The organism is Microcoleus sp. OTE_8_concoct_300, assembly GCF_031383065.1.
In the GTDB taxonomy this organism is placed as follows: domain Bacteria; phylum Cyanobacteriota; class Cyanobacteriia; order Cyanobacteriales; family Microcoleaceae; genus Microcoleus.
On record NZ_JANMZH010000275.1, the window covers coordinates 1 to 20,893 of the forward strand.

The 20,893-nt window shown below is 45.1% G+C and carries 17 protein-coding genes; 12 read left to right on the plus strand and 5 right to left on the minus strand.

What is annotated here, in order from left to right:
• Positions 1-1,095 (minus strand): RNA-guided endonuclease InsQ/TnpB family protein (locus ACUVJL_RS12790; protein WP_445246192.1); only part of this gene is annotated, 1,095 nt, incomplete at its 3' end.
• 674 nt (positions 1,096-1,769) lie between these two features.
• Between ACUVJL_RS12790 and ftsH3 the strand changes: the two genes are divergently transcribed.
• From ftsH3 to ACUVJL_RS12810, 4 genes are all read left to right on the plus strand, one after another.
• Complete coding sequence (gene ftsH3, locus ACUVJL_RS12795; protein WP_445246193.1) at positions 1,770-3,608, plus strand: ATP-dependent zinc metalloprotease FtsH3; 1,839 nt, start codon at positions 1,770-1,772, stop codon at positions 3,606-3,608.
• A gap of 147 nt (positions 3,609-3,755) precedes the next feature.
• On the plus strand, positions 3,756-4,118 hold the full coding sequence (locus ACUVJL_RS12800) for a YybH family protein (RefSeq protein WP_445246194.1): 363 nt from the start codon (positions 3,756-3,758) through the stop codon (positions 4,116-4,118).
• A 342-nt stretch (positions 4,119-4,460) separates the two neighbouring features.
• Positions 4,461-5,099, plus strand: a complete 639-nt coding sequence (locus ACUVJL_RS12805; RefSeq protein ID WP_445246195.1) for a bifunctional 4-hydroxy-2-oxoglutarate aldolase/2-dehydro-3-deoxy-phosphogluconate aldolase — start codon at positions 4,461-4,463, stop codon at positions 5,097-5,099.
• A gap of 71 nt (positions 5,100-5,170) precedes the next feature.
• Positions 5,171-5,680: a L,D-transpeptidase gene (locus ACUVJL_RS12810; protein ID WP_445246196.1), complete on the plus strand. Its 510-nt coding sequence runs from the start codon at positions 5,171-5,173 to the stop codon at positions 5,678-5,680.
• A 403-nt stretch (positions 5,681-6,083) separates the two neighbouring features.
• Here ACUVJL_RS12810 and ACUVJL_RS12815 read toward each other — a convergent pair whose 3' ends face one another.
• The 3 genes from ACUVJL_RS12815 to ACUVJL_RS12825 all read right to left on the minus strand — a co-directional run bounded on the left by ACUVJL_RS12815 (position 6,084) and on the right by ACUVJL_RS12825 (position 9,294).
• Positions 6,084-6,323 (minus strand): DUF1963 domain-containing protein, encoded by a 240-nt coding sequence (locus ACUVJL_RS12815; protein WP_445246197.1) that lies wholly within the window; start codon positions 6,321-6,323, stop codon positions 6,084-6,086.
• A gap of 317 nt (positions 6,324-6,640) precedes the next feature.
• On the minus strand, positions 6,641-7,177 hold the full coding sequence (locus ACUVJL_RS12820) for an ester cyclase (RefSeq protein ID WP_445246198.1): 537 nt from the start codon (positions 7,175-7,177) through the stop codon (positions 6,641-6,643).
• A 527-nt stretch (positions 7,178-7,704) separates the two neighbouring features.
• Positions 7,705-9,294 carry an Hsp70 family protein gene (locus ACUVJL_RS12825; protein ID WP_445246199.1) on the minus strand — a complete coding sequence of 530 codons (1,590 nt, stop codon included), beginning with the start codon at positions 9,292-9,294 and terminating at the stop codon, positions 7,705-7,707.
• A gap of 74 nt (positions 9,295-9,368) precedes the next feature.
• On the opposite strand from ACUVJL_RS12825, the gene ACUVJL_RS12830 reads away from it, so the two are divergent.
• The 3 genes from ACUVJL_RS12830 (at position 9,369) to ACUVJL_RS12840 (ending at position 12,208) form a co-directional block, all read left to right on the plus strand.
• Positions 9,369-10,703, plus strand: coding sequence for an AAA family ATPase (locus tag ACUVJL_RS12830; RefSeq protein WP_445246200.1), 1,335 nt, complete (start codon positions 9,369-9,371; stop codon positions 10,701-10,703).
• A gap of 1 nt (position 10,704) precedes the next feature.
• On the plus strand, positions 10,705-11,250 hold the full coding sequence (locus ACUVJL_RS12835) for a hypothetical protein (protein WP_445246201.1): 546 nt from the start codon (positions 10,705-10,707) through the stop codon (positions 11,248-11,250).
• A 277-nt stretch (positions 11,251-11,527) separates the two neighbouring features.
• A complete protein-coding gene (locus ACUVJL_RS12840; protein WP_445246202.1) occupies positions 11,528-12,208 on the plus strand; it encodes a CPBP family intramembrane glutamic endopeptidase in 681 nt (226 codons plus the stop codon).
• Here ACUVJL_RS12840 and ACUVJL_RS12845 read toward each other — a convergent pair.
• Positions 12,201-12,557 carry an ATP-binding protein gene (locus ACUVJL_RS12845; protein WP_445246244.1) on the minus strand — a complete coding sequence of 119 codons (357 nt, stop codon included), beginning with the start codon at positions 12,555-12,557 and terminating at the stop codon, positions 12,201-12,203. The two genes, ACUVJL_RS12840 and ACUVJL_RS12845, sit on opposite strands and share 8 nt — an antisense overlap.
• 1,314 nt (positions 12,558-13,871) lie before the next feature.
• Between ACUVJL_RS12845 and ACUVJL_RS12850 the strand changes: the two genes are divergently transcribed.
• From ACUVJL_RS12850 to ACUVJL_RS12870, 5 genes are all read left to right on the plus strand, one after another.
• Complete coding sequence (locus tag ACUVJL_RS12850; protein WP_445246203.1) at positions 13,872-15,026, plus strand: glycosyltransferase family 4 protein; 1,155 nt, start codon at positions 13,872-13,874, stop codon at positions 15,024-15,026.
• A 974-nt stretch (positions 15,027-16,000) separates the two neighbouring features.
• Positions 16,001-16,984, plus strand: coding sequence for a glycosyltransferase family 4 protein (locus ACUVJL_RS12855; protein ID WP_445246204.1), 984 nt, complete (start codon positions 16,001-16,003; stop codon positions 16,982-16,984).
• 196 nt (positions 16,985-17,180) lie between these two features.
• A complete protein-coding gene (locus ACUVJL_RS12860) occupies positions 17,181-18,554 on the plus strand; it encodes an O-antigen ligase domain-containing protein (protein WP_445246205.1) in 1,374 nt (457 codons plus the stop codon).
• Positions 18,555-19,106: 552 nt separating this feature from the next.
• Positions 19,107-19,874, plus strand: coding sequence for a WecB/TagA/CpsF family glycosyltransferase (locus ACUVJL_RS12865; protein ID WP_445246206.1), 768 nt, complete (start codon positions 19,107-19,109; stop codon positions 19,872-19,874).
• Positions 19,875-20,370: 496 nt separating this feature from the next.
• On the plus strand, positions 20,371-20,814 hold the full coding sequence (locus ACUVJL_RS12870) for a DUF4079 domain-containing protein (RefSeq protein ID WP_445246207.1): 444 nt from the start codon (positions 20,371-20,373) through the stop codon (positions 20,812-20,814).
• Positions 20,815-20,893 lie beyond the last annotated feature (79 nt).

The following is a 20,893-nucleotide window of genomic DNA, read 5'->3' on the forward strand; positions in this document are numbered from 1 at the left end:
TGTTCTGTACAAACCTCTCTTGATTCGCTTACCGCTAAATGCGACATCATCAGTGCCAGTATGCCCGTACACAGGAATCGGATCTAGATTCAGGAAGTTCGACTTAGATGTGTAAGATTCTTCTTGCACGAGCACCTTAATTCCAACCAGTCGAGCTTTGTATTCCAACATCTCAATTAGTCGAGCATGAGGAATGCTGACAAAATTTTGATTGGTTTGCTTCCCCAAATCAATTTCCCTTTTCCATTGTGCATTTTTACCAATTACTAGCGTCCCAATTTGTTTGGCTACCACAAAATCGACTATTAGCCGACTGGTATGATGCAAGTAATTATCGACTTTTTGATTGCGACAGCGAGTTAAGCGCTGAATGCGGGGCGAACTCTTGCGACTTCCTTTTAACTGAGATTGTAAATGTGCTTTACGTTTGTTGTAGAACTGATTGATTGATTTCAATGGTCGCCCGTTAATCAGGAGAGGAACAAAACCTGGCTGATTTGAAGTTAACGCCACTACATTATTCAGTCCTAAATCAATACTACCTATAAATTCATCGTCGCTGATGGTGGGCTCCGGTTCATCATATATTACCTCAATTACATAAGCATCGCATTTGGGAACCAATCTAACTTGGCAAATTCTATCGGGCTTTATTTGGGTCTTAATTGAGAGATTAGTACCCGAAAGCTTGATAATTCCTTTCTTCAATTGCTTGCTACTAATCGCCTGAATCGTATAGACAAGAATATTCCGACCCTTGGTTTTATCTTTGTACTTCGGTAGCTTCGGGCGACCAGTGAATTTAGAAGAATCAATTTTGTAAGCTTTGACTGCTTCAAAAAACGATTTCCAATTCTTGTCCAATATCATCAGTATTTGCTGACCAACTTTAGCTGGTAAAGCCTTGTATGTTTGATGAGACTTCATCAAACGGTTCATTTCGTTGTAGTTGATGTAACCCCATCCATAGAGAAAACTCTGACGAATGACGTAGTTAGCGGCATTGTAGAGATTTTTGGATTTAAAAGCTAATTCATCAATCAGTGCGAAACGGTGTTCCGTAGATTTAATGATGTGCCTTTCTGTTAGTTGCATTCAAACTCTCGATTCGTAACGAGCGAAACAATTTCATTTAACTCTCCTCACTAGATGATACTACTATTGTTTATTGATGCTTACAATCTTAATGAAGTTTTATAATACGTCAAATTGTCGGTCAAAACAGAAGTTGCGTTTCCATGCCGCGCGGTGCAAATACCCTGCAACTGCGAACAAGTTAATTTGTCCGTCGATCGAGGGACAATCTCTTGACAAATTGTGTTTTATAGTGTAAGGGGAAATGGAACGATTAAGACAGCACCCTCATCTCCTGAGCGAAAGCATCCAGGATACAAGCCCCCGAATTTATCCGTGGGGTCAATGCTTCAATCTAAAATCTCAAATCTCAAATCTCAAATCGATTGACGACGCCCAGGGTAGTTCGGTTTCCACGACCTCACCTCAGACCGAAAGCATCCAGGATACAAGCCCCCGGATTCATCCGTCCAGAAATAAAAAACCTGTATCCGATGAAACTTGCCCCCCGAATTTATCCGTGGGGTCAATGCTTCAATCTCAAATCTCAAATCTCAAATCTCAAATCGATTGACCGCCGCAGCATGGCCGGGATTCCTCACCACACAAAAACAAGTTACAATTACGTTAAGATTGATGAACATAATTAAAAATTCCCCAGTCATAGGGACTAAAGAATAGGAGGATCGACCTCGGTGAATAAACGGTGGAGAAACGCTGGCCTGTACGCACTGCTGGCTATTGTAGTCATTGCCTTAGCAACGGCATTTTTTGACAAACAGCCCCCAAGTAGGGACGTTTGGAAGTACAGTCAATTCATTCAGGAAGTCGAAGGCAAGAGAGTAGACAAAATAAATATCAGTTCTGACCGCAGCAAAGCTCTGGTTACAGCTCAGGACGGCAACAAGGTAATCGTTAACCTGCCGAACGACCCCGAACTGATCAACATCCTGACCAAAAATAACGTAGATATTTCAGTTCTGCCCCAAAGCGACGAAGGCTTTTGGGTAAAAGCCCTCAGCAGCCTGTTCTTCCCGATCCTGCTCTTGGTGGGACTGTTTTTCCTGGTGCGGCGCGCCCAAAACGGGCCCGGCAACCAAGCCATGAACTTCGGCAAATCCAAAGCTAGAGTCCAAATGGAGCCGCAAACTCAGGTGACTTTCGGCGACGTGGCCGGCATCGAACAAGCCAAGCTAGAGCTCGCAGAAGTCGTGGACTTCCTGAAAAATGCAGACCGCTTCACCGCAGTCGGAGCAAAAATCCCCAAAGGTGTGCTGCTGGTCGGCCCTCCCGGAACTGGCAAAACCCTGCTCGCAAAAGCAGTGGCTGGAGAAGCAGGCGTTCCCTTCTTCTCGATTTCCGGTTCAGAATTTGTGGAAATGTTCGTGGGTGTCGGTGCTTCCCGCGTCCGCGACTTGTTTGAACAAGCTAAATCGAACGCTCCTTGTATCGTATTTATCGATGAAATTGACGCGGTAGGCCGCCAGCGGGGCGCGGGTTTGGGCGGTGGTAACGACGAACGGGAACAAACCCTGAACCAGTTGCTGACCGAAATGGACGGCTTTGAGGGCAATACTGGCATCATTCTGATTGCTGCCACAAACCGCCCCGATGTGCTCGATGCGGCGCTGCTGCGTCCGGGTCGCTTCGATCGCCAAGTTGTAGTCGATCGCCCCGACTTCGGAGGCCGCCTAGAAATTCTCAACGTTCACGCCCGCGGCAAAACTTTGTCGAAAGACGTGGACTTGGAAAAAATTGCCCGCCGGACACCGGGTTTCACAGGTGCGGATTTGGCCAACCTGCTCAACGAAGCAGCAATTTTGGCCGCCCGTCGCAACTTGACCGAAGTCTCGATGGATGAAGTCAATGATGCGATCGACCGCGTGCTCGCCGGCCCGGAAAAGAAAGACCGCGTGATGAGCGAAAAGCGCAAAACTTTGGTAGCTTACCACGAAGCCGGTCACGCTTTAGTCGGTGCCCTGATGCCCGATTATGACCCCGTGCAGAAAATTAGCATTATCCCCCGCGGCCGCGCTGGCGGTTTGACTTGGTTCACACCAAGCGAAGATCGTATGGATTCTGGCTTGTATTCTCGCTCTTACTTGCAAAATCAAATGGCGGTAGCTTTGGGCGGCCGCATTGCTGAAGAAATTGTCTTTGGCGAAGAAGAAGTAACAACCGGTGCCTCGAACGACTTGCAGCAAGTGGCAAAAGTGGCGCGCCAAATGGTGACTCGCTTCGGAATGAGCGATCGGCTAGGTCCTGTGGCTCTCGGTCGCCAACAAGGCAATATGTTCATGGGTCGCGATATCATGGCCGAACGCGATTTCTCCGAAGAAACCGCAGCGACGATCGATGATGAAGTGCGTTTGTTGGTAGAGCAAGCTTACCGCCGCGCTAAAGATGTACTCGTCGGCAACCGCCACGTCCTTAATGCTTTGGCAGATATGCTAGTTGAAAAGGAAACTGTGGATGCGGATGAATTGCAAAATTTGCTGGCCAACAGCGATGTCAAGATGGCGACGATCGCCTAATCGATTTTAGATTTTAGATTGGGGATTTTAGATTTAATCTAAAGTTTGAAATCGATAATTGGGGTGATTCTGGGATTGTCAGGAATCGCCCCGATTTTTTTGTGGGCACACAGGAAGCAGCGAAAAAAAGCATTGGAGTAGCAAACCATGATCGTCACTGAAGATAGAGCGCGTGAACTTGCACTTGATTGGGTAGAAGCTTGGAATACTCATAACCTCGATCGAATCATGTCCCATTACGCAGAAGATGTAATTCTGATATCGCCTGTAGCAGCGCAACTGCTAAACGAACCATCTGGGACAGTGACAGGCAAAGAAGCGCTACGACACTACTTCAAAAAGGGGCTGGAAGTTTATCCTGACCTCAAGTTTGAGTTGCTTGATGTGATGTGGGGAGTTTCCAGTGTTGTCCTTTACTACATCAACCAAAAAGGCACGAAGGCAGGTGAGTTTATGGAAGTCAGTTCAACCGGAAAAGTGACTAAAGTTGTTGCTCATTACAACGGGTAGAGCGAGGTTATGCAAATGGCGGTAATATGGATGGCAGAACCGAGCGATGCTGAGGCTTTACTTACTCTATAGCGATCCTCGCATCATTTGTGAATTTCTTACTCCCTCCCCGCGAGTTTGGGGAGGGCTGGGGTGGGGTAAAAAATTTACGACTCATTTAGGATTGCTATAGCTAGCGAGTCAAACGCAGTGCAATCGCCTGTGGTGTAAAGAAAATAACGCAATTTTAACCGCCCCCTTAAAAACCCACCTCCGTGGGTTTTGTTTGTATAGACGCGGTTTCAACCGCTCGGTATTCCGATATGAACTGTATTGAATTATCTGGGGACAAAATCAGTTAGCATGAATCATCAATCTTGGTTGACACTACTAAAAAAACACCGGGCGATCGCAGTCATCCGTTCCTCGGAAAAGGAAATTGCTTGGCAGATGGCATCATCGGTAGCAGCAGGCGGAATCCAGTTTATTGAAATTACGTGGAACACCCACAAAGCCGCTGAATTAATTGCCGAACTCCGCTCGGAATTCCCTAGTTTTAGTATTGGCACTGGCACTTTATTAAACTTAGAACAGTTGCAGGAAGCAATAGACTGTGGCGCTCAATTTCTGTTTACTCCGCACGCCGATGTAGCGATGATTAAAACAGCAGTTGACGCCGGAGTGCCGATCGTCCCCGGTGCTTTTTCTCCCACGGAAATTGTGACCGCCTGGCAAGCAGGCGCTACCTGCGTTAAAGTGTTTCCGATATCGGCTTTGGGAGGCGCCGCCTACCTGAAAAGCCTGCAAGGCCCTCTGGGACACATTCCTTTAATTCCCACTGGCGGGGTGACGCTGGAAAATGCGAAAGTATTTATTGACGCCGGGGCGATCGCCGTTGGTTTAGCCGGAGACTTATTTCCTAAACACTTAGTGGAAAATCGAGATTGGCGGGCGATCGTCCAAATAGCCCGGAATCTCGCCCAAAACTTAACAACTTGTTAAGCCATGTTTCCAATCTCGAATCTAAAATCTAAAATCTAAAATAGTACCAGGTGCCAGGAATCAACAGCATTATGAAATCAACTTACTTTCGCCGCGCTGGAACTTTCTGTGCCGGCTGCGCCCTCACTTTTGCTGCATTCTGCGGCGGTTCCATGACCGCATTTGCCAGCCAACAGCACAACATAATTGCCAATAAAATTATGCAGTTGCAGCAATCGGGCCAGCGCTGGATTGAAATTGATTTATCAAGACAAAGGTTAATAGCTTGGGAAGGAAATACAGCAGTTTACGCAGTGGTTATTTCCAGCGGCAAATCATCGACTCCCACCCGCACGGGAACTTTTGCCGTTGAAACCAAGCACCGCGTTACTAGAATGACTGGACCCGACTACGACGTGCCCGACGTTCCCTATACAATGTATTACGACGGTGGCAATGCAATTCACGGCGCTTACTGGCACAATTTGTTTGGCAATGCAGTTACTCACGGCTGCACAAATGTAGCTGTCAATCACGCTAAATGGCTATTTGAATGGGCGTCGGTGGGAACACCCGTGGTGGTCCACAAATCTCAGGTTTAGGGCATGGCGCATGGGGAATTGGGCGAAGCGGAGGGATGGGGCTTGGGCATAGTCGAACGCTATTCAATCTGTTAGAACCCCGCCTTCTTAAAGAAGTCGGGGTTCTGCGTATTATGTTTTTTTAGGTGAGCTTACTTAACTGCTGCTTTCAAGCACAAGCCCAATTGTACCAAACATCAGTAATATCATGTCCGGTCGATTACCCGACCTCAGGTAGGGGCGGGTTCACTAAGAATATCTGCCAACAATCGACCATCTCAAAAACCCGCCCGGCCGGGATATTATGGTCAATCGATGGGACATGATATAAAGTCTAAGTTGATAAGTTATGATTGAGAAATAAAAAAGTTACATATGCCGTCGTCTCTCTACAGAATATGTACCGCATCAGCAACAGAGGAATTCATTTGAAATAAAAGAATATTTTGCTCTGTTTCACTATCAGGGTTATTACCCATCTTGCGTCGCCTTCTATAAAATCGGGATAACCGCCTATTTTATGACCGAAGGGGGGCGATATCTCTAAATACTGTTTCATGATGCGATCGTTATTGCTCAATAATTCATACAAATCTTCTCCTAAACCTTGACTAAATTGGTAGTCATCAGTACCAATCGGTGCATATTTTTTAGTAAATTGCAAGCTGTAATATCAAATCCGCTGGAATCGGAATCATACAGTAGCCAAAGCGAGCGTCTCCCTCGCTTTGGCTACTTATAGCGAGGGAGACGCTTGCACTGCAAGTCGAACAATTATGTATGATTCCGATTCCAGCGGAAACGATATGACCGAAAGCATCCAGGATACAAGCCCCCGGATTCATTCCTTCGCAGACTCAGGACCCAGAAATAAAAAACCTGTATCCGATGAAACTTGCCCCCCGAATTTATCCGTGGGGTCAATGCTTCAATCTAAAATCCCAAATCTAAAATCTAAAATCGATTGACCTCTTCCTTTGATTAATGACTGACGGGACATCCTCCTCTCGTTAAGTTTGTTAAGAAATTATTGGTGTCAAAGAAATGTTCTACAGACTCAATCTTTAAATCCTCTGTGACTTTAGCAATGCTAAGACCAATAACTTCAATAGTTTCTCCTGTCCCTTGATGATCTTTGTAAGCTCCACTAAAAACACCCCAGTGTCTCCACTTAAACACAACGCTAGGAGGCCCTGCAACGACTTCGACTAATTCCCAGTGAAAGCCATCGGGAAAAGCTGTGTGAAAGAGGTTGTAGGAGGATTTAAAGGTTTCATCAGAGGCGCGGTAGTAGTCTGAGTTTTCTAGAAAGAGATTATAGGTTCCCTGATCTACAACTTCTTGGGCTGTGTATTCTTTTCCTCCATTAGTGCTCATACGGAATTTATCCGTAACTACAGAGATCCATTGTTGGGGATTGGTTTTGAAGGATGCTTCCATTTCAAATGTTCTCACCAGGTTATAGGCGATCGCATTCAAAGACCCTTCGGCATGATTGTGTTTCCTTTCCTTTTCCAAGAAACCATTAGTGCGAGAATAGTCTGGACGATTCCCGTCCCGCTATTCTACTCCATCATCCTGTTTCAGAACTTCTTCTCTATCTTGCACCCAGAGGGGTAAACCGGGAGTGGTACTCATACGTGTTAATCTCCTAGGATTTAGGTTAATGAAAATCTTGATACTACAATGAAAGACTGACTGTTCTGATGCGAGAGTATTTTAAATAAAAGTGTATACGGACTGTTGTCGCCCTGTCAATCCTACGCAGCCATAAACCTAATTATCTGCATAGGTTGTCGTCTCTAATAGACATCTCCAAAAACTAACTAATTCCTAGGAAGATCCTGGGAACCGATGTCCAGAGGAAGAGCCTCGCTTTCTGAGCCGGAAAATTGGAGGCAGAGCCTCCAGATCTGCATTCCCAGGAAGAGTCGGGGAACCAGTAAACCAGTAATTTCTTAGTCCCCCTCTGATCGGACGAAAGTTTGACTCTATGCAGCGATTTCAAGATCCGAATTATCAACCAAATTATCTAAAGTCTATCCTTAACTTAGCTGCACCACTGGTTTATCCTCTAACAAAGTTTCATTGGTCAACAAATCTTCAACAGTAATCCGCAAAAAGCGCTGTTCGTCAACGCGGAACAAAACTTTTATGCGATCGCTCCCCGGATACCCTGGCGGCGTCAATTGAGCGATGCTGCGTGCTCCATCTTTGTCATTTAGTGGCTGTACCGATCTTTGACCCGCGAGTTGGCGAGTAATTAGCCTGTCGCCGTCAAAATATATCTCCGTGCCGCCAGTTTCCGCTCCCAATTCGCCGACAATTAATTCTATACTCGGCTGATTTTCTAAAGAAGCCCCCAAGACTAATTCTACCGGTTCGCTCATCGGATAAGACTGGCCGGATTTAATTAAACTGTGCCAACTGTGGCAATTTTCGCGCCGGTTCCAGTAGCGAATGCCGTAACTGTGATAGAGAAAATCTTTGATTTCTAGCCCTTGACTCACTTGCAGAGCACCTTGGGCGATCGCCTCAAAGGGTTTATCGCAGCGAATTTTTGCCGGATCGAAATATTGCTGCACCCAACCCTGAACAGCGGGAATTTTTACAGTACCACCAACTAGCAAAACTGCATCGATGTCGCCAATTTCTAAGCCTTGGCGCCGCCCTTGCTGCAATACTTGATTCATGCAGTCGTCGAGGTTGTCAAAAAACTCATGTTCGGCGAGAATAGATTCAAAGCGAGAGCGGTCTAATTCTAATTCGTAACTCTCAAGATTTTCGTCATCAAAATAAACCTCAACCGCCTGATTCACCAAAGACAACTGAATCTTTAACCGTTCTGCTAATCTTGTTGTTATCGGAGATTTTGGCATCCCTTTTGTTTTGAAAAAATAGTCAACCAGCCAATTATCAATATCAGAACCGCCCAAATTTTGTCCGGCTTTAGCCAAAACCCGGGCAACTTTTGTTTTTTGCGCTGAAGATTCAGCTAATAACTTTTCGCCCCACTTGAGAATAAAACCGAGGGGCTTTTTGTCCGAGGAAGCGTCCAAACGCACTAGAGAAAGATCGAGAGTGCCGCCGCCGAAATCAATGACTAACAGAATTTCGCGATCGGCCAAACCGTAACCCAAAGCAGCCGCCGTAGGTTCGTCCAACATCCGCACCTGTTCTACTTGCAGAGATTGAGACACTTTGCCCAACCAATGGCGGTAAGCTTCAAAACTATCTACCGGCACAGTAAAAATCAAAGAATCGATCGGCAAGGGCAGTTCGCGAATTGAGTTCACAATTTGGCTCAAATACCACTCACCTACTCGTTCAAAAGTAATAAGTTGCCCGTCAAGTTCTGGCACAAAACCCTGAACAGAAGTGCCAATTCCCCGCTTAAAATTGCGGAAAAACCGAGAATCTCCACTCAAATAAAAGCCTCTGTCGCGGACTTGCTGACCGAGTATTACTTTATTGGCAGCAGCGTCCTCAACGTAGAGTAAACTGGGAATTAGGGGCGGATTTTGAGCCGAGATTGCCGACAATCCCCGTAATTTTAAAGTTTCGGGCTGCTGGAGGACTTGATTCCAGCGAGCGACGACGGTGTTGCTAGTTCCAAAATCAATTGCGATCGTCATTCAGCCAAAATACACAGCTACTAGGGATTAGATTATAATATGGTATTTGGAGCCGCAAATACCAACATAATATTATGACTCAATCCACTTTCTTTGAAACCGAGAACGAAGAGCCTGTACAGGGAATTACTGAAATTGCAGTATGCGGCTACAAGTCTATTTACGAAGAGTGCCAGATTGAAGTGCGATCGCTGACAATTCTAGCCGGTGCCAACAGTTCTGGTAAGTCTAGCATCATGCAGCCACTATTGCTGATGAAGCAAACGCTAGAAGCCCCTTACGACCCCGGTGGTTTGAAACTTGACGGGCCTAATGTTAAATTTACATCAGCCGAACAGGTATTGTCTAAACTCTCTCCAGAAAAATACAGGGATGAGTTTTCTGTCAGGCTGAATATAGACACAGATAATTTTTTGATCAGCTTATTCAGAAAGCAGCCAAAGCACGGGCTTAAAGTTGTTAGAGCGACTTACTGTATTCCTGATTACAGGAGTGGTGAAACTATTACTATCTTTCCCGGAATGCAGCAACAAGAAATGGTGAAAATTCTTCCCGAACATCTGGCTAAAATTTACAATTTAGTGTTAGATAATAACGAGAAAAAAACGCGACTATGGAGGGTGAGTAATGTCCGAGGTTTTCTAGGCTTGCAATTGGGCGACAGTCAGTTTTATTCACCCAGTTCGGTGAATTTCTCCAAACATATTCGCCGCCTAGTCCACGTTCCGGGGTTGAGAGGCAATCCAGAACGCACCTACAATACCGCAGGAGTTGGCAGTGAATTTCCGGGCTTTTTTGAAAATTATGTTGCTAGTATAGTTAATTACTGGCAAGAAACAAAAGACGATCGACTGATAAAATTGGGTCAAGCTTTAGAGTTATTAGGACTTAACTGGAAAGTTGAAGCCAGACAGATTAATGACGTACAAATTGAACTGCTAGTAGGTCGTTTATCCCGCAGCGGGAGTGCAAGCGATACTGTTAGTATTGCTGATGTTGGCTTGGGAGTATCGCAAACCTTGCCTGTTTTAGTTGCCTTGCTTGTAGCAGAACCAGGACAATTAGTTTATCTAGAACAGCCGGAAATTCACTTGCATCCTCGCGCTCAAGTTGCTTTAGCACAAATCTTAGTGGATTCTGCAAATAGAGGTGTGCGAGTAGTTCTCGAAACTCACAGCGAATTGCTGCTTTTAGCAGTTCAATCGTTAGTTGCCGAGGGTAAAATATTACCGGATTTAGTAAAACTTCACTGGTTTAAACGGCGCGACGATGGTGTTACAGAAGTCAGCAGTGCCGATTTAGACGAGACGGGAGCTTTTGGAGATTGGCCTGAAGATTTGGGCGATGTTTCTTTGCATCTAGAAAACCGCTATTTGGATGCAGCAGAAGCTGTTTTGTGGAAGCGTTAACATGGCAGATAAAGTTTCTAAACGCCTGGTAATAGATGCTTCTGTTGCGCGTGCTGCTGGTGGAGAAGATGCAACCTATCCCATATCGGTGTACTGTCGGGATTTTCTCGAAGCTGTCTTGGATCTTTCTCACCGAGTTGTGATGACTCCAGATATTAGAGATGAGTGGAACAAACATCAATCAAGATCTGCTCGTATATGGCTGCGCCGGATGGTGGCCAAGAAGAAATTATGTCCCTGCGATATCGCGGTAAATAATGATTTGTGGTGTCAAGTTGAAGCAATAGCCAAGAGCAATAAAGAGCGGGAAGTAATGGTTAAAGATTTGCGGTTGGTGGAAGCTGCGATCGCTACCGATCGCACAGTAATTTCACTTGATGACAAAGTGAGAAAATGTTTTGCTAAAGTAGCAGTAGATGTCGATCCGCTTAAAGATATTATATGGGTAAACCCAGCCCAAGTAGCAGAAAAACCCCTTGATTGGCTGCAAAATGGTGCTGAAGCGGAAATAGAACGATCGCTCGGATTTCAGAAAGCACACAACTGAGTAGATTTAGAGTAATTCCGGGTTAGTAGGATCGTCCGTGCGATCGCCATTTTACCAATTTTTCGTTGCCACAAAGGCGCGCCACTTTTATAAGCGGCACAAAACTCATAGGATTTTAGATTTTAGATTAAAGAATTGGGAATGACTGACTGCATAAGGGTTTGGATCGCGGGCCTACAGTTGCATTGTTTCTTGAAAGTGGTATAACCTGTCCGCCGCCAAGCTTTTACTTTTGATCTCAATCCAATTTTCAAATGAACGGTAAAAAATGCTGGACATGGGCGATCGTAAAACAGCACTATTGGCTCTAACATTGGTTGTCCCTGCAGCTAGTATTGGAATAATAGCAGGCTTGTATATCGCCCCGGGAAGCTGGGGACAAACACTGTCAGTCTTGTGTCAAGTTTGGTTGCTGGTTTTTCCGATCGCGTGGTCTGTTTTTGTCGATCGCAAAAAGCTCAGTTTATCCCTGCCCAAGCCCCAAGAATTGCTGGCTGGAGCTATTTGGGGAATATTCATGTTTGCGATGATTCTAGGTATCTATCGGCTTTTCGGCCAGCACTGGATCGATCCTGTAGTTGCTAAACAAAAATCGCACCAACTAGGTATTAGCAGCCCTAATATTTACTTAATTGTTGAAGCATATTTTGTGCTAATTAACTCATTGATCGAAGAATTTACTTGGCGGTGGTTTGTCTGCAACAAGTGCCAGATTATCATACCGGGAACAAAAGCAATATTTCTGAGTTCGTTATTTTTCACGATCCACCACATATTTGTAATAGCAGCTTACAGCGACTGGCAGGCTGTGCTCTTAGGCTCCTTAGCTGTCTTCGCCGCCGGGATAATTTGGTCACAGTCTTATCTGACTTACCGTTCGCTTTGGTCGAGTTATATCAGCCACGCGATCGCAGATTTAGCCCTGGCAACTATTGGTTGGCGAATCCTGTTTAACTAGCTGCTTTTTCAGCGACTATCGCCAACAATTCTACAGTAAAAATTGACCATTTTCCAAACTCGATCTCCCGACTAATATCTCCCCCCATCATCACACAGAATTTCTGGGCGATTGCCAGTCCCCAACCCGTACCGCCGTACCTGCGAGTAGTAGACTCGTCCGCTTGGGTAAATGCTTGAAATACTCTCTCAATTTGCTCTGCCTTCATCCCAATTCCAGTATCGCTGACTTTGAAACTAATCCATTCTTCACCAGCCGAAATATCCGATTTTGATTCTTTCTTCCTTTTTTCTCTTTCCCTCTTCGCTTCTACACCTAAAACATCCGATTCTACTTCCTCCTCTCCCAGAAAGCTAAATTTTTCTTCCGACTTCGATCGGGCTTCTTCCTTCTTGCCTCTTCCCTCTTCCTGCTTCCTCGTAAATCGGCTTACTTTTCAACTAATTTCACCAGCTTCGGTAAATTTGCTAGCATTGCTCAGCAGGTTTAAAAAATACTGATAAATCTTAGTAACATCAGTATAAACCGTGCCGATATCTGGCGGATACTTGACTTCAAAATATTGCTTTTTTTTGTTAAATAAAGGTTTAATAGGAGTACATAAATCGTGGATTATCGCCGCATACTCGCCGATTTATAAGTATAATTTTCTTGAGATCTATTCAATTTTATCGATCCAAAATCTCATTAATTAGAGTTAGCCGACGTTGCTAAATTACAATACTTGCGGAGGCACGCTACATATACTCTGCCCAGAAGTGGCAGTCGCTTTTTGATACTCTTTCATGCGATCGCTTTCTATTAACAAATTGAAAACTCAGCCAGCTAATTAAGTTTATACCAGTGAAACTTTAGGTTCTATAGGACGATTTGGAAACCTATTTTTTCAAACAACAGTGGACGCATCAAGCGGGTTTTTTCACGAACATACAATAAGTGAGGGCAAGGGATATCGGTTGAAAAACCCGGTTTTTTCGCGCTCATTCGCGCGTCGATGATTGTCATTGGCTCGATCGCGCGCGCCCCTGCAGGTATTTGAGAAAACCACCATCTCTGAATCCTGACAGAATACGATATTGCATCAAGCAATACCTACAGGACAGTTACCAAAAAATCCAAGCTGCTGATCGGTGTTGAGATCTGTTGGAGCGATCGGGAAATCAACATTCTCAAAGTAAGAATTTCCTCTTTAATGCAATATAAAATTTTGCCCAAGGCGATGTCAATCTACCGAATATTGTTACCTCTGCAACCTTTTCCCAGAGTAAAGGTTGGTTTCTTTTCCGTTGGCTGTACATCCCTGCCTGTAGGATAGGCAAGTGCTTTTAGGTGAAAGAGGAAGTGTTGTCTAGCTTGGTGTTGACCTTGAAAAAAGCTGCTTTTTGATGGGGAATCTGTCTTCTGGATGGATTTTAGTTTCCCGCTAAATTATGTCTATAGGAAGTGTTGGGCGATCGCATCAATCGTTATTATCCATTCAATGACAGCGAATTTGTGGCAGAATACTGGGGTGTGGCGAACAGTCACTAGGTTGGATTCTATGTACACACTAGGAAAGCGGTAATTAATATTCACCCGCCCCTCTTTCCTTTCGGGCTCTAACCTCAGCGCTGGTAGCAGCGCCGTAAGCGAGTCGGAGTCTTCAGCGGGACTTAAAAATAAAATGAAAATTACCTTTGTTCTTCCTACTCTGTGTCTTACTGGTGGAATACGAGTAGTATCTATTTTGGCAGAACGTTTGAGAAAGCTAGGACACTCAGTGTTCGTCATCTCTATACCTCACCCCCAACCGACTATGGGCGAGCAAGTCAAGTCGCTGCTGCGGGGACGGGGTTGGATTTCCTCCTTTGAAAAAGAACCCTCATTTTTCGAGAACTTACCTGTAGAACAAAAGATTATCGATCGCTACCGGCCGGTAGAGGACAAAGATGTACCTGACGCTGACGTAGTAGTTGCCACCTGGTGGGAAACCGCCGAGTGGGTAGCCAAACTCTCTCCTAGCAAAGGAGCAAAAGCTTATTTTATCCAGCACCACGAAGTTTTTGACTATCTACCTCAAGATAGAGTAGAAGCAACCTGGAGGCTGCCCCTGCACAAAATTACGATCTCTCAGTGGTTAGTTGACCTAGCTGAGACTAAATACGGCGATAGCCAAGTTTCCTTAGCTCCTCCTAGCGTGGACACCAAGCAATTTTACGCCGCTCCTCGCAACAAACAATCGGTTCCTACAGTTGGAATAATGTACTCTACAATCTACTGGAAAGGAACCGACATCGCCCTCAAAGCTTTTTCCCTAGCTGCAGAAAAGATCCCCAACCTGCGTCTGGTTGCCTTCGGTGAGGCCCCATCCTCGGAATTGCCCCTACCGGCTAATACCGAGTATGTAATTCAACCCGACCAAGACACAATCAAAGACTATTACAGCAAATGCGATGTCTGGCTGCTGGCGAGCCGCTCAGAAGGCTTCGGCTTGCCAATTATCGAAGCGATGGCGTGCCGCACTCCCGTCATCAGTACCCCAGCAGGCGCTGCTCCTGAAATTTTGAGCGGCGGTACTGGCATACTTGTAAGACCAGAAGATCCCGAAGAAATGGCAAAAGCCATAGAGTCTATCTGTCAGTTGCCAAATTCCCAGTGGCAAGCCCTGTCCGAAGCCGCCTATGTCAAGGTGAACAATTATACTTGGGAAGATGCCACGGCTTATTTTGAAGCGGCATTGAAAGTTGCTATAGACAAATCTAAACAGCGCGACGTTAATATAGTTTCCTTATCTCCCTACTATGACCCAGCAGCGGTCAAGCAACAAATGGGGGTTTGATGCTAACAGCCGCCCTTTGAAATTCTGCGCTAGCGGCTCGCTCAGGTGCGGGATTCTCAGCAGAAAGTCAATATCGTTTGGGGGGGTGATTCTGCCAAAACTAAAATCGCCCCTGTCCTGTTTTCTACCCAGCAGTCTCGACACGAATTCTGACCCCACCGACTAGCCAATAGTGGTTATAAAGTGATCGTCTGTTGGCACTCCCGGGCCTGAAGGCGTCGGGATTCTTAATTCATCGACTGACCTTTAAGCGCTATGTCATGAAGGCAATTCTTAAACCTTTCAACCGTAGGAAATACTACTCTCTTGACGAGCTTAACTCACAACACCCCCTCTTGGTCTGTCTCCAAAAGCGTACTAGGATACTGAACAAGGAGGGAGGGTATGCCCTACGCTACTTAACAAATGAACCAAATTATTTGTTTAAGGGTAATGAGGATGTATTAATCCCCTAGCTGTATGGCGAATTTTCGTCGCTATGAGTCCCCAGTTTGTGCCTAAAAGTGTGTCTTAACTGTTTCACGAGGGCATTGCGAGTTTAACCTTGACTTTTGCAGTCAACTACAAAAACTAGCAATTTACTGATTTTCGAGAAGGGATTTAAGAAATTAAAGCCGTCCTAGAAGGACGGAATTTTAAACCCAATTTCCTGATCAAGTGATCATCGGCCAAAATCTGAACGCGAGTGCAACGGAGGTTTTAAGGATCGCACCGTTAGAGGTTAAATTTGTCTAGTCCTCAAACATCTCCCGATTTGTAATTAGGAAAAGTCCCTGACGACAAAGTAAGATCGGCTCGACTATCGAGTTACGAGCCTCCAGCATTCGCCCGTACCCTGCACACAAGCCAAAAAAAGGCTCGTAAGTGCAAACTTGCTGTTATGGAGAAGTTTTATAAACCAGTCTCTATCTTCCGCATCTATTCATGAAAATTACTTTTGTCCTTCTACCCTTAGTCTTACAGGTGGCATGAGGGTGTTATCTATCTACACAGAACTTCTCCAAAAGCGAGGACACAAAATATTTATCGTCTCTACGCCCCCGCGACAAGCGACTTTGATCCAACAATTGCGACCGCTGCTCAGAGGTAGGGGTTGGCAGTCCGCTCCAAAGAAAGAACAGTCTCACTTTGACAAGGTGGATGTCGAAAGCCGAGTTCTCGAAACCTACTGTCCAATTATCGACAAAGATATACCTGATGCCGATATTATCATGGCTACTTGGTGGGAAACTGCCGAGTGGGCGGCAAAACTCTCTCCGCCGAGCAAAGGAACGAAAGTATATTTTCTCGAACACTACGAGGCTTTTGACTACGTACCAAAAGGTCGAGTAGAGGCAAATTGGCGGCTGCCGATGCACAAAAAAATCGCTGTCGCCTTGTGGCTGGCCGACATAGCTCGGAATCAATACGGCGATTTGTCTGTATCTCTCGTCCCTCCCACCGTGGACACCAAACAGTTTTACGACCCCCTGTCGCGAGGGAAGCAGCCGCGAGGCAAGCAATTAGTTCCCAGAGTCGGGACGTACTATAGTACAATTCCTTGGAAAGGCTGCGATATTGCCCAGAAAGCTTTCTCTATAGCTGCTGAAAAAATTCCTAACCTTCGTTTAGTTGCCTTTGATTCCCGCAATACTCCTCATCCCAATTTTCAGCAGGATGGCACTGAGTATAATAAGGCACTTACTCAATACCAAGTAAAAGAATTTTACAGCCAATGCGATGCTTGGCTGTTTTCCAGCAGAGCCGAAGGTTTCGGCTTGCCAATTATCGAAGCGATGGCTTCGGCTTGCCAATTATTGGCACTCCTGCTGGTGCGGCTCCGGAACTACTTGCTGGCGTGGGTGGCATACTTGTCAAGCAAAAAGACCCAGAGGATATGGCAGAAGCGATCGAGCAGATTTGTCAGTTGTCTGATGCCCAATGACGGGGAATGTCCAAGACTGCTTTGGAGAAGGTGATAAATTATAACTGGGAGGATGCAACTAATCTCTTCGAGGCGGCACGGTACGCTGCTGTGGAACGTCAAACACAATTAACGAACAAGGCGTAAAATTGAGGTTGATTTAAAAGATTGGGGTTGGGCGATCGTTTAAGCGAGAATTTTTATCGGGCAAATAGAGTTGTCTTTCTATAATTTTACTGCAAAAAAAAACTATGGTTGCATTAATCCCACTGACTATGTTCGGCTTGATTCCAGTCGTTTTTTACCTGTTTGTGAGGTTTCCGGCTCAGCGGGCGGTAATTATAAGTTTTGTTGTAGCGTGGCTGTTTTTGCCACAAGTTTCTTATGCCATCCCCATATTGCCGCCGTATACCAAAATCTCGGCAGTTTGCTACTCCATTTTGGTGGCTACTATTGTCTACGATACTGCGCGCCTCACCTGTTTTAAGCCCGGTTGGCTGGACGTGCCAATGGTAATTTGGTGTTTGTGTCCCATTCTTTCACAAATTACTAATGGCGGCAGCCCGGTTACTCCGACTTTCAACCAAATCATTGCTTGGGGTCTGCCTTATTTTTTAGGACGCTTGTATCTGGGTAGTTTAGACGGGCTGCGACAATTGGCGATCGGGATTTTAGCAGGTGGGTTAGCCTACGTTCCTTTTACTTTAATTGAAGGGGTTAAGGGCCCAATTTTGCACCAAATGGTTTACGGCGTCAGTTCCTTTGATGACTGGACTCAAGCAAAGCGTGCGGGGGGGTGGAGACCGGTAGTATTTATGCAGCACGGTTTGATGGTGTCCGTGTGGATGATGACAGCCGCCTTAATCGCAGTTTGGTTCTGGCAAACTGGGGCGCTCAAAAAGTTTCAGGGTCGCAACATCAAGACTTTAGCAATTATATTAGTAATTGCTTTTTTCCTGTGTCGTTCTAGTGGCGCCTACAGTTTATTTGTATTCGGGTTGATCGTATTATTCTCTGCCAAGTGGTTTCGCACTTCTTTGCCGCTGCTATTCATAATTGGATATATAGTGTTTTATCTGTACATAGCTGCATCGGGTCAATTCTCGAGTAAAGACGTGATGGGGGTCATCACTCCAATATTTGGCGAAGAGCGAGCCAGCTCTCTGAAGTTTAGATTTGATATGGAAGAGATACTGGGGGAAAAAGCGCGGCAAAGATTTCTTTTTGGCTGGGGGGATTCCGGCGGAAACCGTGTGTACAACCAGCGAGGTCAAGATATCTCGATCACCGACAGCTTATGGATTATTGCATTTGGCGCCAACGGTGTAGTCGGTTTAGCTAGTTTATTTTCTTCATTGTTACTTCCTGTTATCGTCTTTTCCCTGTTCAAGTATCCCGCCAGAACTTGGTCTAATCCTAAAGTAGCGCCCGCGGCTACCCTGGCAGTAGCCTTAACTATGTACGTGTTTGACTGTGTTTTGAACGCTATGACTAACCCGATTTTTGTGCTGATTGCTGGAGGAATATCGACTCTGGTCTTAAAAGCTCCAGAAAGTCTTAAAAGCAGCAAGAAAACCAGTTCCCCCCCAAGAAGACGGTCGCTGGGTCCCCAAAAATCAGCCTGATTTTCAGGAATGCGATCGCGGCTTCGCTCAAAGCTTGAAAATATATTGCCTTCCCTGGATACAAAAACTAAAAAATCTACCATTTTTGCATTAAATCAAGTTCGGAAGTTGGGATATATAGCCTTTCTCAGAAAGATGAGGTACTCATGGGCATAGGCCTCCGTGGGCATAGGGCATAGGGCATAGGCCTCCGTGGGCATAGGGCATACCTCACTTTTTTGAGAAGCGCTATATTTGTCACTCGACTCAAATTAATGTGAAAAAAAATTTTTTGACATTAATTTGCAATGCTTCAACTATTAGCAGAGGAGGGATTTTTTATGAAAACTGTGTGGCGATTTTTCAACCAAAATGCGCTTTCTACACTTTTTGCTAAAACGAGTTTATTCTTTACAGAATCTTTAAAAATTCTGACTGGACAGATAGGCTGTACAAGGATAGAATTAGAAAAGTATATTCACTTAAGCGCCCAAGCAGTCAACACACGAGGCTGTATTCTGGGTTATAATAGTTTGAGTTGTAGCTTAATATAAAGCGGGAAGGGAATAATACATGAAAACAGTTAATGTATTGAATGTCTCGATAGATAACTTGTCAATAACAGAGTTGTTTGAAAAACTCGACTGCGAAGGCGGTATCGTATTTACGCCAAATGTAGACCACTTGATTAAGTTGCAGTATGACCGCGACTTCTATGAAGCTTACAATAAATCTAGTTATAGAGTCTGTGACAGTCAAATATTGATGTATGCCTCACAATTTTTGGGTACTCCTATCAAAGAAAAAATTTCAGGTTCTGACTTGTTTCCTGCATTTTATATGTATCACAAAGATAACGAGAAAATGAAAATATTTTTGCTAGGAGCTGCTGAAGGTATTGCTAGGAAAGCCCAGGAAAAAATCAACCAAAAAATTGGTAGAGAAATAGTGGTTGAAGCACATTCTCCTTCTTTTGGCTTTGAAAACAATGAGGAAGAGTGTGAAAAAATAATTGACGCGATCAATAAATCAGGAGCTACAGTTCTGGCCATAGGGGTGGGAGCCCCCAAGCAAGAGAAGTGGCTGGTTAAATACAAGAGCAAATTAACACAAGTCAAAATTTTCTTAGCGGTAGGTGCAACTATTGATTTTGAAGCTGGTTGCAAAGCAAGAGCTCCCAAATGGATGAGCGAAGTCGGCATAGAATGGGCGTACCGACTGTTAAGTGAACCGAGAAGGTTGTGGAAAAGATATTTGATAGAAGGTCTGCCTTTTTTCCGATTAATCTTAGAACAAAAATTAGGGCTTTATAAAATGCCTTTCGACAGCCTCACGGGCTGACAACACCTCTGAAACTCTAATGGAAAAAGCGTTGAGGCGAATTCACCTCAAAAAAAATGGCAGCTTGTTAGTGGCCTTATTTATAATAACTAGGGAGAGTGAGCGGCGATAAGTCTCTTTCGAGCGATGTCGTGCTCCAAAAAAGTCGCGATGCCGGCCTCCGGCATCCACGCCATCGAACACCCCCATCTTTGGCGAGGTAGATCAACTCAAACCCTTCTGTAATCAGCCTTTCAACTTGCTTGTCACCCCCTTAGTTCGACAGCAAAACCGCGAAGCTAAAATGGGAAGCCAGTTCCTAAAAACTGGAGCGACAAATCTATAGCGTAAATTTAAGCTGACTATGATAGAAAGTGCCTTTGACTTCAAGGTAAGACTGATGCAAGCTGTGGAGAGTCCGATCGCACTTTATGTCAAAATTATTCATTTTTGCTTTCAAGTCCAGGTAAAATCGGAAAGAACCTTTTGTGGAAATTCCTAATTAGGAATGCAACCGATGAATCTGCCTTCTTTCTTGTGGTTGTGGAAAATAGCGGCTTGGTCAATGGGTGTTTCCCTGTTAGCTTACCTCTTGCTAGCCGTTACTGGAACGTGGATATTTGGCGCCCGCAGTACCAAACAACCGCGCCCAAAATGGCTACGTCCTTTCCATGTGGCGACTGGTGCGGGGATGGCGACTTTGGTAATTTTACTGCTGGGAATTGGTGTAGTTGGTACCCTGGGATACTACGGCAATTTGGGTCACTCGGCTCATTTACCCGCGGGGTTAGCTGTTGTTGCTTTGGTGTTGGTTTCTGTTGGAAGCGGGCTGCAAATTGGCCCTAAACATCCTTGGGCGCGTCCCCTCCACATCGGCACTAATTTAGCTTTGTTTGGGGGATTTGTGACTGTCTTGCTCACGGGATGGACTATTGTACAAAAGTATTTGCCGAAAGTTTAAAAATTATGTATTAGGTTGAGTTTGATGCGCAAATTATAGAGGTAAGGTGATCCCTGCGCACCCTACATAATTAGGTTGA

What these genes read in the sequence shown, in the direction of transcription:
- ACUVJL_RS12800 (WP_445246194.1), top strand. Translation starts at nt 3,756, where the DNA reads ATGATCGTCACTGAAGATAGAGCGCGTGAACTTGCACTTGATTGGGTA.
- ACUVJL_RS12805 (WP_445246195.1), top strand. Translation starts at nt 4,461, where the DNA reads ATGAATCATCAATCTTGGTTGACACTACTAAAAAAACACCGGGCGATC.
- ACUVJL_RS12810 (WP_445246196.1), top strand. Translation starts at nt 5,171, where the DNA reads ATGAAATCAACTTACTTTCGCCGCGCTGGAACTTTCTGTGCCGGCTGC.
- ACUVJL_RS12825 (WP_445246199.1), bottom strand. Translation starts at nt 9,294, where the DNA reads ATGACGATCGCAATTGATTTTGGAACTAGCAACACCGTCGTCGCTCGC.
- ACUVJL_RS12830 (WP_445246200.1), top strand. Translation starts at nt 9,369, where the DNA reads ATGACTCAATCCACTTTCTTTGAAACCGAGAACGAAGAGCCTGTACAG.
- ACUVJL_RS12835 (WP_445246201.1), top strand. Translation starts at nt 10,705, where the DNA reads ATGGCAGATAAAGTTTCTAAACGCCTGGTAATAGATGCTTCTGTTGCG.
- ACUVJL_RS12840 (WP_445246202.1), top strand. Translation starts at nt 11,528, where the DNA reads ATGGGCGATCGTAAAACAGCACTATTGGCTCTAACATTGGTTGTCCCT.
- ACUVJL_RS12850 (WP_445246203.1), top strand. Translation starts at nt 13,872, where the DNA reads ATGAAAATTACCTTTGTTCTTCCTACTCTGTGTCTTACTGGTGGAATA.
- ACUVJL_RS12860 (WP_445246205.1), top strand. Translation starts at nt 17,181, where the DNA reads ATGGTTGCATTAATCCCACTGACTATGTTCGGCTTGATTCCAGTCGTT.
- ACUVJL_RS12865 (WP_445246206.1), top strand. Translation starts at nt 19,107, where the DNA reads ATGAAAACAGTTAATGTATTGAATGTCTCGATAGATAACTTGTCAATA.
- ACUVJL_RS12870 (WP_445246207.1), top strand. Translation starts at nt 20,371, where the DNA reads ATGAATCTGCCTTCTTTCTTGTGGTTGTGGAAAATAGCGGCTTGGTCA.